The sequence below is a fragment of the Reyranella massiliensis 521 genome, assembly GCF_000312425.1.
GTDB lineage: Bacteria > Pseudomonadota > Alphaproteobacteria > Reyranellales > Reyranellaceae > Reyranella > Reyranella massiliensis.
Map to the genome: position 1 here is coordinate 326,035 of NZ_HE997181.1, position 12,967 is coordinate 339,001.

General features: G+C 65.4%; 11 protein-coding genes (1 of these 11 cut by a window edge). 9 read left to right on the forward strand and 2 right to left on the reverse strand.

All coding sequences use genetic code 11. From position 1 onward, the window contains the following. Positions 1-149 precede the first annotated feature (149 nt). The 8 genes from ptsP to BN60_RS28475 all read left to right on the forward strand — a co-directional run bounded on the left by ptsP (position 150) and on the right by BN60_RS28475 (position 8,716). Positions 150-2,381: a phosphoenolpyruvate--protein phosphotransferase gene (gene ptsP / locus BN60_RS01655; RefSeq protein ID WP_020694240.1), complete on the forward strand. Its 2,232-nt coding sequence runs from the start codon at positions 150-152 to the stop codon at positions 2,379-2,381. Positions 2,382-2,461: 80 nt separating this feature from the next. Beyond that, positions 2,462-3,523 (forward strand): helix-turn-helix domain-containing protein, encoded by a 1,062-nt coding sequence (locus BN60_RS01660; RefSeq protein ID WP_083855908.1) that lies wholly within the window; start codon positions 2,462-2,464, stop codon positions 3,521-3,523. A 63-nt stretch (positions 3,524-3,586) separates the two neighbouring features. Beyond that, positions 3,587-4,723 carry a flavodoxin-dependent (E)-4-hydroxy-3-methylbut-2-enyl-diphosphate synthase gene (gene ispG, locus BN60_RS01665; RefSeq protein WP_020694242.1) on the forward strand — a complete coding sequence of 379 codons (1,137 nt, stop codon included), beginning with the start codon at positions 3,587-3,589 and terminating at the stop codon, positions 4,721-4,723. Between the two features lie 55 nt (positions 4,724-4,778). Beyond that, entirely contained in the window at positions 4,779-5,705 is a 927-nt protein-coding gene (hisS, locus tag BN60_RS01670; RefSeq protein ID WP_245539855.1) for a histidine--tRNA ligase, read from the forward strand. Continuing rightward, on the forward strand, positions 5,705-6,010 hold the full coding sequence (locus tag BN60_RS31265; RefSeq protein ID WP_215905878.1) for a His/Gly/Thr/Pro-type tRNA ligase C-terminal domain-containing protein: 306 nt from the start codon (positions 5,705-5,707) through the stop codon (positions 6,008-6,010). Before hisS ends, BN60_RS31265 begins: the two co-directional genes overlap by 1 nt. Position 6,011: 1 nt before the next feature. After that, positions 6,012-7,076, forward strand: coding sequence for a peptide chain release factor 1 (gene prfA, locus BN60_RS01675; protein WP_020694243.1), 1,065 nt, complete (start codon positions 6,012-6,014; stop codon positions 7,074-7,076). A gap of 3 nt (positions 7,077-7,079) precedes the next feature. Continuing rightward, the gene (prmC, locus tag BN60_RS01680) at positions 7,080-7,949 is read left to right on the forward strand and encodes a peptide chain release factor N(5)-glutamine methyltransferase (RefSeq protein WP_020694244.1); all 870 of its coding nucleotides are present in this window, start codon (positions 7,080-7,082) and stop codon (positions 7,947-7,949) included. A 179-nt stretch (positions 7,950-8,128) separates the two neighbouring features. Next, positions 8,129-8,716 (forward strand): DUF4167 domain-containing protein, encoded by a 588-nt coding sequence (locus BN60_RS28475; RefSeq protein ID WP_020694245.1) that lies wholly within the window; start codon positions 8,129-8,131, stop codon positions 8,714-8,716. A gap of 60 nt (positions 8,717-8,776) precedes the next feature. On the opposite strand, the gene BN60_RS01690 is transcribed toward BN60_RS28475, so the two are convergent. Further along, entirely contained in the window at positions 8,777-9,337 is a 561-nt protein-coding gene (locus BN60_RS01690; RefSeq protein WP_020694246.1) for a DUF4337 domain-containing protein, read from the reverse strand. 194 nt (positions 9,338-9,531) lie between these two features. Between BN60_RS01690 and clpB the strand changes: the two genes are divergently transcribed. Next, positions 9,532-12,138 (forward strand): ATP-dependent chaperone ClpB, encoded by a 2,607-nt coding sequence (gene clpB, locus BN60_RS01695; protein WP_020694247.1) that lies wholly within the window; start codon positions 9,532-9,534, stop codon positions 12,136-12,138. Positions 12,139-12,186: 48 nt separating this feature from the next. Here clpB and BN60_RS01700 read toward each other — a convergent pair whose 3' ends face one another. Beyond that, positions 12,187-12,967, reverse strand: partial view of a peptidoglycan DD-metalloendopeptidase family protein gene (locus tag BN60_RS01700; RefSeq protein WP_177324737.1) — the 3' portion only. Its footprint extends 749 nt past the window's final position; the window shows 781 of its 1,530 coding nt (coding positions 750-1,530); its start codon lies beyond the right edge, outside the window — the gene reads right to left on this strand; the stop codon is at positions 12,187-12,189.

The window sequence follows — 12,967 nt, forward strand, 5'->3', positions numbered from 1 at the left end:
GACCTCTGTCCGACCATTCCGGCGGCCGAGGAGTGGCGAGCTTATGGGCGAGTTCGTGCCGGCATCGTCAACCGCAGCTTTGTCGTAATCCGACTCAAGCATCCTGCGGTCTGACCATGGAGCGATCCACTCCTCCGGCCGGACCGCGAATGCTCCTCAAGCGGCTCCGGGACACGATGGCGCGTGCCGACGCGGTCGAGGTCACGCTCGGGGAGGTTGCGCGCCTGGTTGCCAACGAGATGGTGGCCGAGGTCTGCTCCATCTACCTGCTGCGCGCAGGCGAGGTGCTGGAGCTGTTCGCCACCCAGGGTCTCAATCCGTCGGCCGTGCACCGCACGCGCCTCAGGGTGGGCGAAGGTCTGGTCGGTGACATTGCCGCCCATGGTCGGCCGCTGGCCCTCGCCGACGCGCAGGCCCACCCCCAATTCGCCTACCGGCCGGAAACCGGCGAAGAGATCTATCACTCGCTTGCCGGCGTCCCGATCCTGCGCGCCGGTCGCGTGCTGGGCGTGCTGGTGGTGCAGAACCGCACGCGTCGCCAGTACGACGAGGAAGAGATCGAGACGCTGCAGACCATCGCCATGGTGCTGGCGGAACTGGTCTCGGCCGGCCACATCGTCAGCCCCAACGAGGTGCAGCAGGTCGACGGGATCGGTCTGCTGCCCTTGCGTGTCGACGGCGTCCAGCTCACCCCGGGCGTCACGATCGGGCGAGCCGTGCTGCACGAGCCGCGCATCGTCATTCAGCGCATCGTTGCGGAGGATGCGGCGCAGGAGCAGCAGCGCTTCCAGGAGGCTCTGCACGGCGTGCGCGAGGATGTCGATCGCATGCTCGAAGCGCACGACATGCAGTCGGGCGAGCAGCGTGAGATCCTGGAAACGTTCCGCATGTTTGTCGACGATCGCGGCTGGATCGAGCGCGTGCGCGAGGCCATCGACTCGGGCCTCACGGCCGAAGCAGGCGTGCAGCGCGCCTTCGACGATGTGCGCGCCCGGCTTGGACAGTCCACAGATCCCTATATCCGCGAGCGGCTGAGCGACCTGCAGGATCTCAGCAACCGCCTGCTGCTGCGCCTTACCGGCCGCGCTGCCGTCGATCCAAGCACGCTGCCCGATGACATGATCGTCATCGCGCGCGACATGGGCCCCGCCGAACTTCTCGACTATGACCGCACGCGGCTGCGCGGCGTGGTGCTCGAAGAGGGGTCGGCACTCAGCCATGTCGCCATTGTCGCACGCGCCCTCGACATTCCCGTCGTCGGCCGGGCGCCCGATGTGCTGTCCCGCGTGGAGGCCGGCGATCCGATCGTCGTCGATGGCGACAATGCCCAGGTCCTCGTTCGGCCGGCCGAGGACATCCTTCAGGGCGTCTATGCGGCGATCGATGCACGCGCCGAACGTCGTCGCAAGTACGCGGCGCTGCGCGACCTGCCCTCGGTGACACGCAACCAGGCGCCGATCTCGCTGCACATGAATGCCGGCCTGCTGATCGACATGCAGCATCTCGACGACACGGGAGCCGACGGCGTCGGTCTGTACCGGACCGAGATTCCGTTCATGGTGCGTTCGGAGTTTCCCGATGTCGATGCACAGGCTTGGCTCTATGGCCGCGTGCTCGACCTCGCCGATGGACGCCCTGTAACGTTCCGCACCCTCGATGTTGGGGGCGACAAGGTGTTGCCGTACGTCGGTGCGTTCGGCGACGAAAACCCCGCCATGGGGTGGCGTGCGATCCGCATCGGCCTCGACCGCCCGGCGATGCTGCGCGGTCAGCTCCGCGCATTGGTTCAGGCCGCCAACGGACGGCCGTTGTCGGTGATGTTCCCCATGATCGCCGATGTCGCAGAACTTCTGAGCGCGCGTAAGTTGCTCGACCTCGAGCTCGAGCGCGCTAGGCGGCGAGGTATGGTCGAACCCGAGCGTCTGCGTGTTGGCGTTATGTTCGAGGTTCCCGCCCTGGCATGGCAGCTCGACAGCCTGCTGCCCCATGTCGATTTTATTTCCGTGGGAACGAACGATCTTATGCAGTTTCTCTTCGCTGCTGATCGCGGCAACAGCCGGCTTGCGGGTCGCTACGACAGTTTGTCCCCAGCTCTGCTTCGGTTGCTACATTTTGTGGTGGAAAAGGCGCGGCCTGCCGGTGTCGATCTTGCCGTCTGCGGCGAGATGGCAGGTCGCCCTGTCGAAGCTCTCGCGTTGCTCGCCGTTGGCGTGCGTACGCTTTCGATGTCGCCAGGTGCGATTGGTCCCGTCAAAGCAATGATTCGTTCGCTCGATCTCGACGACGCGGTTGGTTTCATGACCGCTGCGCTTTCACAACCGGATCGACCGTTGCGTGAGACACTGCGCCTCTTCGCCGCCGATCACGCGATCGAAATTTAACGACGACATCTCGAATCGCTTTTGCCCTGTCATCGGGCCTCTGCTAAAAGTCGCGACGAGGGGACAAGCAGGGATATTCGATGCCGGATCAGGTTGACTGGCGGGCGATTGAACGTGAGGCCGCACCGGGCCGAGCGGTCGGTCGACTCCTTCGCGACCAGCGTGAAGCGCGTGGATTGAGTCTGCCTGAAGTCGAAAAGAGTCTGCGCATTCGTCGCAATCACATCGAAGCCATCGAAGAGGGTCGCTTCGACAAGTTGCCTGGCGCGGCTTACATCCCGGCATTCCTGCGCGCCTATGCAGCGCATGTCGACCTGGATCCCGAGAAGGTCATGACGGCCTATCATCTGTCGGGCCCCGTTCCCATCAAGCGCCCCGTGGCGCTGCCTGCTGATTTCCCGATCGTCGAGAAGCGTGCTCCGATCGGTCTCGCCGTGTTGACGGTCCTGCTCGTTGTCGGCGCCGGCTACGGCGTGTGGCACTACATGCCGCGTGAACAGGCTGTCGTTGCCGAGAAGGTTCCGCCGGTGCCGGATCGTTTGCTGGCGGCACGGCCGTCGGAAAAGGAAACGACTGCACCCGCGCAAGCAGAGGCGACGCCGCCTGCGCCGGCTCGCCAGACCCGGAGTGCGTCGGGCAATCTGCCGGCCGAGATATGGCCGGCTCACCGCCCGGAGCCTGCACCGTCGCTAGCCCCCGCTGCGCCGATGACGGCGGTAGCGCCGGCCGCTCCCGCGCCGGCCGTCATGCCCGCATTGCCGCCGCCCGTCGTCGTTGCCGTTCCCGCACCGCCGCCGCAGGTAGTGATGTCGATCCCCGCGATCGGTCAGGCTCAGGCTGCGCAGCCGCCGGCCCCGATCGAGCTGCCGCGCCTCAACCTCGCCGGACAGCCCGTGCAGGGGCAGCCGACGCAGGGACAGCCTCCGGTCGAAGAGGCCAACGCACGTCAGCCGGCAGCAGATGTTGCCGCCGTGCCGCCGCCGCTGCCTGTGAGGGTCAACACCCCGATCAGCGTCCGGCGCAACAGCTGGGTCGAGCTGCGGGCACCGAATGGCGACGTGCTGACGCAGACCTATGTGCGTGCTGGCGAGAGCTACACCGTCCCGGCCGGGATCGCCTACCGCATTACCGAAGCCCGGTAGCGTAGAAGGTCGCGGCAGTCCGCCGGCTGGATAAGCCGGCCTGCCGCCGCTACATTGCCAAGCATGAGCATCAGACCGTACCGCGACATCGCGCGCCGCAAGTCGCGGCGGGTGATGGTTGGATCCGTGGCTGTGGGGGGTGACGCTCCGATCACGGTCCAGACCATGACCAACACGCTGACGGCGGACGCCGAGGCGACGATCGCGCAGATCCGCCGCTGCGAAGAGGCCGGGGTCGACATCATTCGCGTGTCCTGCCCCGACGAAGACTCGACGGCGGCGATGTCGCGGATCGTGCGGGCCGCCAAGGTCCCGATCGTGGCGGATATCCATTTCCACTATAAGCGGGCCATCGAAGCTGCCGAGGCCGGTGCGGCCTGCCTGCGCATCAATCCCGGCAATATCGGTTCAGCCGAACGCGTCCGCGAGGTCGTGAAGGCGGCTAAGGACCATGGCTGCTCCATGCGGATCGGCGTCAATGCCGGGTCGCTGGAGAAGGATCTGCTGGATAAGTACGGCGAGCCTTGTCCTGAGGCGATGGTCGAGAGCGCTCTCGATCACGCGCGCATCCTGCAAGATCACGACTTCCACGAATTCAAGATCAGCGTGAAGGCATCCGACGTCTTCCTCGCCGTCGCGGCCTATCAACAGCTCGCCGACGCCTGTGACTATCCTCTGCATATCGGCGTTACCGAGGCCGGCGGTCTGCGCACCGGCACGGTGAAGTCATCGATCGGGCTTGGCGCGCTTCTGTGGGCCGGCATCGGCGATACCATCCGCGTCTCGCTCTCGGCCGAGCCGGAAGAAGAGGTGCGGGTCGGTTTCGAGATGTTGAAGGCGCTGAACCTGCGTCATCGCGGCGTCAACATCATCTCTTGCCCGTCCTGCGCCCGTCAGCAGTACGATGTCATTCGCACCGTCGAGGCCCTGGAAAAGCGTGTGGCCCACATCACCACACCGATGACGGTGTCGGTCATCGGCTGCGTGGTGAACGGTCCCGGCGAAGCGCGCGAGACCGATATCGGCTTCACTGGCGGCGGCAACGGCACGCACCAGGTCTACATCGCGGGTGTTCCGCACCATCGCATGAAGGACACCGACATCGTCGAGCATCTGGCGGGCCTGATCGAGAAGAAGGCGGCCGAGATCGAGGCTGCCAAGGCCGCCGAGGCGGATCGACATCGAGCCGCCGCAGAGTAGCGGTCACAGGCTTCCTTCCTTCGACGAATTTTCAAGGCGACTTCCCGTGAGCAAAATGCAGCCCGTGCGCGGCACGCACGATCTTCTCCCCGACGAATACCGGCGCTTCGCCCATGTCGTCGACACGGCGCGCGACGTGGCGCGACTCTACGGTTACCGGGAGATGGCGACGCCCATCTTCGAGTTCACCGAGCTGTTTGCCCGCGGCATCGGCGAGACGACCGACGTCGTTTCCAAGGAGATGTACACCTTCAACGATCGCGGCAACGAATCGCTCACCTTGCGGCCGGAATATACGGCCGGTATCTGCCGGGCCTTCGTCTCCAACGGCGAACTCGTCCAGCAGCTTCCGCTGAAGGTCTTCGCGGCGGGTCCGATGTTCCGCTACGAGCGGCCCCAGAAGGGGCGCCAGCGCCAGTTCCATCAGATCGACCTCGAGGTGCTGGGGGCGCCCGAGGCGGGAGCCGATATCGAAGTGATCTCGGTCGCTGCCGATATCCTCGACCGGCTGACGATCCTCGACCGCTGCGTCCTCAAGATCAACTCGCTGGGAGACCCCGAGAGCCGGACCGGCTATCGCAAGGTGCTGGTCGACTACTATTCGGGCCATGTCGACAAGCTGTCGGAGGATTCCAGGGGCCGCCTGCAGCGCAACCCGCTGCGCATCCTCGACAGCAAGGACGAAGGCGACAAGGAGATCAACGCCAACGCACCGTCCTTCGCCGACCACCTGAACCAGGCGAGCCGGGATTTCTTCAAGACGGTGCAGGATGGCCTGGCTGCCGCCGGCATCGCCTTCGAGGTCGATCCGGGCCTGGTCCGTGGCCTCGACTACTACACCCACACGGCCTTCGAGTTCGTGACCACCCACATCGGCGCCCAGGGCACGGTGCTGGGCGGCGGTCGCTACGACGGGCTGATCGCCGAACTGGGGGGCCGCCGACCGCGGGCATCGGCTGGGCGGGAGGCATCGAGCGTCTGATGATGCTGTGCAACGAGCCAGCGCCGCCGCCGCGGCCTGTCGTGATCGCACCGCTTGGGGCCGCTGCCGAAAGCAAGGCCCTGGGCATTGCCCGCGTCCTGCGCCGGGACGGCATCGCCGTCGAGCAGGACTATCGCGGCAACATGAAGCGGCGTATGCAGCGGGCCAACAAGGTCAACGCCCGCGCGGTGATCATCCTGGGCGACGACGAACTGACCAAGGGCGTCGCCCAGCTCAAGGATCTCGACAGTGGCACTCAACGCGAGGTGCCGCTCGACGGCCTCGCTGCAGCTTTGAAGGTCTGAAGTGTCGCTTCTTCTGAAACTCGAACAGATCGTCGCGCGCTACGCCGAACTGCAAGCCCAGCTTTCGGCCGGCAATCTTGATTCACAGAAATTCGTGGCGGCTTCCAAGGAATATGCCGATCTCGGCCCATTGGTCGAATCCGTGAATGCCTGGCGCAAGGCCGAGCAGGAACTGAAGGATGCGGAGGCGATGGCCTCCGATCCCGACATGAAGGCGATTGCCGAGGAAGAGGCGGCCGAGATCAAGAAGCAGCTTCCTGACCTCGAACGCAACGTGAAGCGCATGCTGCTGCCCAAGGATGCGGCCGACGAGAAGAATGCCATCCTCGAAATCCGGGCGGGAACCGGCGGCGACGAGGCAGCCCTGTTCGCTGCCGACCTGTTCCGCATGTACCAGCGCTATGCCGCCGAGCATGGCTGGAAGTTCGAGGTCATGGAGCTCTCCGACACGGGCATCGGCGGCTACAAGGAGGCAATCGCCACCGTGACCGGCCGCAACGTCTTCGCTCACCTCAAGTTCGAGTCGGGCGTGCATCGCGTGCAGCGCGTGCCGGCGACCGAGGCGTCGGGCCGCATCCACACGTCGGCCGCGACGGTGGCGGTGCTGCCGGAGGCCGAGGATGTCGACATCAAGATCGACGAGAAGGACCTTCGCATCGATGTGTTCCGCGCCTCCGGCCCGGGCGGTCAGTCAGTGAACACGACCGACTCGGCGGTCCGTATCACCCATATCCCGACGGGCGTCGTCGTCAGCCAGCAGGACGAGAAGAGCCAGCACAAGAACCGCGCCAAGGCGATGAAGATCCTGCGCGCGCGCCTTTACGATGCCGAACGTCAGCGGCTCGATGCCCAGCGTGCCGCCAACCGCAAGGGCCAGGTCGGCAGCGGCGACCGCAGCGAGCGGATTCGGACCTACAATTTTCCGCAGAGCCGCGTCACCGACCATCGCATCAACCTTACGCTCTACAAGCTCGACGAGGTGATGGAAGGGCGGGCGCTGGACGAGATCATCGACGCGCTGATCGCCGACGACGAGGCCGGCCGTCTGGCGGAGCTCGCGGCCTAGCCGGTGGTTGCAGGCCCGACCTACGACGCGCTGCTCCGCGATACCGCCGTCGCCCTTACGGCAGCCGGCATCGATAATGTCCGCTTCGAAGCGCGCCTGTTGCTGGGCCGTGCCGCCGGCCTCAGCGTCGAGCAGCTCGTCGCGCATGGCGGCGACCCGGCGCCGGCCGGCGTCGTGGCGACGATGCGCGAACTCACGGGCCGGCGGGTGCGGCGCGAACCGATGGCCTACATCCTGGGAGAGCGGGAATTCTGGGGGCTGCCGTTCAAGGTGTCGCCGGCCGTGCTCGTACCGCGTCCCGACAGCGAGACATTGATCGAGACGGTGCTGGATCTGTTGCCGGAGCGCGAGCGTCCATTGCGCATCCTCGACCTGGGCGTCGGTTCAGGCTGTCTGCTGCTCACCCTGCTCAGAGAGTATCCCAATGCGACCGGAACTGGCGTGGATGCCTCCCCCGAGGCGGTCGTCATCGCCGGAGAGAATGCTGGAACGCTGGGCGTTGCGCCGCGTCTGCGGCTGGTGGTCGATGACTGGCGTCGGGCGGGCTGGGCGGGCCGGTTGGACGGGCCCTTCGACCTGCTTGTCTCCAATCCGCCCTACATCGAAACGTCCACAATCATGACCCTGATGCCGGAAGTGGCCAACCACGAGCCCCGGCTCGCTTTGGACGGCGGCCCGGACGGGCTCGAGGCCTATCGCATCATTGCCGCAGCCGCTCCGGGGCTGATTGTGCCGGGGGGCTGGGCATTGGTCGAAGGTGGAGAGGGTCAAGCTATTGATATATCTCGCATTTTTTCGGCAGCAGGGATGTCCCCTCGCCCTCCTCGGAAAGATCTCGGGGGTGTGGAACGAGTTGTAGCTTTTCAGCATTAAGGGTTGGCAACCTCATGGAATCGGACTAGCTTTCGTTTGCCCCTTGGAGGGGGCTTTGGTCCGACCGGTTTGTGGCGGCGGACACCAACCCTCTAAAATCAGCCGGGACGGCGCCCAGGGAAGGGCAAAGGGGCCCGAACAACAACCATCCGTCCGGCGTGTAACTGGCCTTAGGTTTAATGAGACCAAACAATCGTCAGCGGTCGCGCGGCGGTCGCAGTGGTGGCGGCGGCGGTGGCGGCGGTCATCATCACAAGCAGCATCACAATCCCAACCGCCCGCCCAATCGAAACCAGATATTCGACAGCAGCGGCCCCGATGTGAGGGTCCGCGGCAACGCGCACCAGGTCTTCGACAAGTACCAGGCACTGGCACGCGAGGCGGCAGCCTCGGGTGACCGCATCCTGGCCGAGGCCTATTGGCAGTATGCCGACCACTATTTCCGAATGATCCAGTCCATGGGCGGCTTCGTCCAGCGCAACAACCAGGGTTGGGGCGAGGGTAGCGAGGAAGGTCAGGCGGGCCAGCAGCAGCCGCAAGGCCAGCCGGGTGGCAGTCAACCGCAGGCCAATGGCAATGGCCACGGTCAAGCTTCCGGCGAGCGTCAGGGCGGCCGCGGCGAGGACCGCGACGACAGCGAGCCCGGCTTGGGCAGCGTCGCCTTTCTCCAGAACGGGCGCAATGCACCGGCCGGGGAAGACCCTGCCGCCGAAGAGCAGCCCGACGTGCCGGCATTCACGCCGGCGACGGGCCGCCGCGGCGGCTGAGTCCTCAGATCTTCCGATATCTTTGGAAAACGCCCGGAGGCAGTAGCCTCCGGGCGTTTCCTATAGGTGGATAAGTGTCGGTGCCAGGAAGGCGAGGCCGGTGAAGGCCACGCCTACCGCGCCGAGGCCGAGGGACAGGAAGGTCAGCCAGATCACACTCGTCAGGGCGGCCGCACCTGCCAGCACGATCGCGAGCTGAAAGGCCGCCGATGCATATTCGAACATGTGATAGGCAGCCAACGACGTGTTCCGTTGCTGTTCCTTCGCCTTGGCCCGCGCCATCAGCTCCCGCCGCCCTTCGTTGGTCTCGGGCTCGGTTTCGTAGCGCTGGGCCGTCTGCTTCCAGCGGTCGATCTGCACTTTCAGTGCCGGCGGCAGGTCCTGCGGACCGTCCTTGAACGTCGCTTCCGCCTCCTCGGCGGCAGTTCTCATGATGGTCTGACGGATCGTCTTGGCCTGGAAGAATGTCCAGGTGTTCGAGGCATCGATGTGGCTCGAGAGAGCGTTGGTCTGGGAGCTCTTGCCGCCCATCTCCGAGATGGCCAGCAATGCGGCCAGAACGGCCACCAGCAGGGCGATTTTCTTGTTCGAACTATCGACGTGACCGTGTCCGCCGGACATGCCTTGCTCTCCGTTATTGTCTTCCGCCCCGCGAGGGCGGGCGTTCTTAGCGCAGCTCGAAGACGGCGCAAAGCCGCACATGCCCTACGGTCTTGCACGCCGTAGAACTCTCCCCATATCGCCTGCAGGATGCCTCTCCGAGGGTCCGCTCTTCCGCCCGCCACTCGACGGGGGCGTAAAAGAAAGGGTTAGGAATGAACCAGGAAAAGTACACCGATCGCATGCGCGGCTTCCTGCAGAGCGCCCAGATGCTGGCGTTGCGGGAAGGTCATCAGCGCCTCGTCCCAGATCACATATTGAAGGTGCTGCTCGACGATCCCGAGGGTCTCGCAGCCAACCTGATTACCGCCGCCGGCGGCGATTCGCGGGCCGTTCACGCCGCTGTCGAGGCCAATCTGGCCAAGCAGCCCAAGGTGGAGGGCCAGGGCGCGGGCCAGATCTACATGGCGCCCGAGACCGCGCGCCTGTTCGATCAGGCCGAAGCCATCTCCGACAAGGCGGGGGATTCCTTCGTCACGGTCGAACGCATGTTGCTGGCGCTTGCGCTCGCCAAGGGCACCGAGGCAGCAGACGCCCTCGCCAAGGGCGGGGTGAAGCCCCAGGCGCTCGAGAAGGCCGTGCAGGACCTGCGCAAGGGCCGGACGGCCGACTCCGCGTCCGCCGAGGGCAGCTACGACGCCCTGAAGAAGTATGCGCGCGACCTCACCCAGGCGGCGCGAGACGGCAAGCTCGACCCGGTGATCGGTCGCGACGAAGAGATTCGCCGCACCGTCCAGGTGTTGAGCCGTCGCACCAAGAACAATCCCGTCCTGATCGGCGAGCCCGGCGTCGGCAAGACCGCCATCGCCGAAGGGCTGGCGCTGCGCATCGTCAACGACGACGTGCCTGAGTCGCTCAAGGACAAGAAACTGATGGCGCTCGATCTCGGCGCGATGGTCGCCGGCGCCAAGTATCGCGGTGAATTCGAGGAGCGGTTGAAGGCCGTGCTCTCGGAAATCTCTGCGGCCGAAGGCGACATCATCGTCTTCATTGATGAGCTGCACACCCTGATCGGCGCGGGCAAGGCCGATGGCGCGATGGATGCCTCCAACATGCTGAAGCCGGCGCTGGCGCGCGGCGAGCTGCATTGCGTGGGTGCCACGACGCTCGACGAATATCGCAAGCACATCGAGAAGGATGCCGCCCTGGCGCGGCGTTTCCAGCCGGTGTTTGTCGCCGAGCCGACGGTCGAGGACACGATCTCGATCCTGCGCGGCATCAAGGAGAAGTACGAGCTCCATCATGGCGTGCGCATCGCGGATGCGGCGATCGTGGCTTCCGCGACGCTGTCCAACCGCTACATCACCGACCGCTTCCTGCCGGACAAGGCGATCGACCTCATGGACGAGGCCGCGAGCCGCATTCGCATGCAGGTCGACAGCAAGCCCGAGGCGCTCGACGAACTCGACCGGCGCATCATGCAGCTCAAGATCGAGCGCGAGGCGCTGAAGAAGGAGAGCGATACGGCTTCGCAGGACCGGCTGGAGCGGCTGGAGAAGGAGCTGTCCGAGCTCGAGCAGAAGTCGGCGGGCCTGACGGCGCAATGGAAGTCGGCCAAGGACAAGCTCGCGGACTCGCAGAAGCTCAAGGAGCAGCTCGACAAGGCACGCTCGGAGCTCGAGATCGCGCAACGCAAGGGCGAGCTGGCCAAGGCCGGTGAGCTGGCCTACGGCGTGATTCCCGACCTCGAGAAGAAGCTCAAGGAAGCCGAGGGCCACGAGGTCGCGGGCGGCAAGGGTGTGAAGGAAGAAGTCACGCCCGAGGACATCGCCGCGGTCGTGTCGCGCTGGACGGGCGTGCCGGTCGACAAGATGCTGGAAGGCGAGCGCGCCAAGTTGCTCCGTATGGAGGAACAGATCGGCAAGCGCGTCATCGGCCAGGACGAAGCCGTCCGTGCCGTGGCGAATGCGGTGCGGCGCGCGCGGGCAGGCCTTCAGGACCCGAACCGGCCGATCGGCTCGTTCCTGTTCCTGGGCCCGACCGGCGTCGGCAAGACCGAGCTGACCAAGGCGATCGCCGAATTCCTGTTCGACGACGATCAGGCGATGGTCCGCATCGACATGAGCGAGTTCATGGAGAAGCACTCGGTCAGCCGTCTGATCGGCGCGCCGCCGGGCTATGTCGGCTACGACGAGGGCGGGGTGCTCACCGAAGCGGTCCGCCGCCGGCCTTACCAGGTGATCCTGTTCGACGAGGTCGAGAAGGCGCACCCGGACGTGTTCAACGTGTTGCTGCAGGTCCTGGACGACGGTCGCCTGACCGATGGACAGGGCCGCACGGTCGACTTCAAGAACACGCTGATCGTGCTGACCTCGAACCTCGGCAGTTCGCATCTTGCCGCGCTGCGCGACGGCGAATCGGCCGAGACGGTGCGCGACAAGGTGATGGAGGACGTGCGGGCGGCCTTCCGTCCGGAGTTCCTGAACCGCCTCGATGAGATCCTGCTGTTCAACCGACTGAGCCGCGCGAGCATGACGGACATCGTCGAGATCCAGCTCAACCGGCTGCGCAAGCTGCTGAGCGATCGCAAGATCGGACTCAACATCGACAGCAAGGCGCTGCAGTGGCTGGCCAACCGTGGCTACGACCCGGTCTACGGCGCGCGACCCTTGAAGCGGGTGATCCAGCGCAGCCTGCAGAATCCGCTGGCCTCGCTCCTGCTCGAGGGCAAGGTCAAGGACGGCGACACCGTCGATATCGGTGTCGAGAACGGCGAGCTGACGGTCGGCGGCGAACGCGTGATGAGCGAAGCCGCCGACTAGAAACCGGCACTTGTGCGTCCGGCTCGATGCAGCCGGACGCAGGTCGCGTTAGTTGATTCTGGCCATTTGCGACGACGCAGATTCCTTCGGAGTCTGCGTCGTTTTCTTTTCTGCAGCCTTCTTGGCGAGATCAGAGGCAGCCGGCGCGTTCTTCATCTGGCTGAGATACTGGCGCGCCAGCGCGCGGAAGCGCGCGGCGTCCTTGCCGCCGACAGTGCCGCGCATCGCGAACTTCTGGCTGAGCGGATTGACCTGCTTTCCACCGCGGTGGAACTCGTAGTGCAGGTGCGGGCCGGTCGACATTCCGGTCGACCCGACGAAACCGATCACCTGACCCTGACGCACCGAGACACCGGGTTTGATGCCCGGGCCGATGCGCGACATGTGGGCGTAGGCTGTCGCAACGTCCCTCGTGTGCTGCAACTTCACGTAGAGTCCGTAGCCACCGTTCGGTCCGGCGGCGACGACCTTTCCTGTACCGGCGGCGAGGATCGGCGTGCCGGAAGGCGCTGCAAAGTCCACACCGGCATGCAGCGCACTGAAGCCTAGAATCGGGTGTTCGCGCATGCCGAAGCGCGATGTGATTCGCGAGGCATCCATGGGTGTGCGCAGAAACGACCGTATGACGCTCTCGCCTTGCGGGTTGTAGAAGCCATCGGCGCCGCCTTGCGGGCGGAAGCGGATTACCGTCGCGGTGCGCTTCAAGAGGCGTAGTTCGCCGGCGAGGAGGCGCCCCGGGTGCGTAACCAGGCCGTCGCTGGTTACGAGCTGCTCGAGCAGCACGGTGAACTTCTGACCTTCCTTCAGTTCGCGCTGAAAATCGACGTCG

Coding starts and splice junctions, on each gene's coding strand:
- ptsP (WP_020694240.1), top strand. CDS start 150: ATGCTCCTCAAGCGGCTCCGGGACACGATGGCGCGTGCCGACGCGGTC.
- BN60_RS01660 (WP_083855908.1), top strand. CDS start 2,462: ATGCCGGATCAGGTTGACTGGCGGGCGATTGAACGTGAGGCCGCACCG.
- ispG (WP_020694242.1), top strand. CDS start 3,587: ATGAGCATCAGACCGTACCGCGACATCGCGCGCCGCAAGTCGCGGCGG.
- hisS (WP_245539855.1), top strand. CDS start 4,779: ATGCAGCCCGTGCGCGGCACGCACGATCTTCTCCCCGACGAATACCGG.
- BN60_RS31265 (WP_215905878.1), top strand. CDS start 5,705: ATGATGCTGTGCAACGAGCCAGCGCCGCCGCCGCGGCCTGTCGTGATC.
- BN60_RS28475 (WP_020694245.1), top strand. CDS start 8,129: ATGAGACCAAACAATCGTCAGCGGTCGCGCGGCGGTCGCAGTGGTGGC.
- BN60_RS01690 (WP_020694246.1), bottom strand. CDS start 9,337: ATGTCCGGCGGACACGGTCACGTCGATAGTTCGAACAAGAAAATCGCC.
- clpB (WP_020694247.1), top strand. CDS start 9,532: ATGAACCAGGAAAAGTACACCGATCGCATGCGCGGCTTCCTGCAGAGC.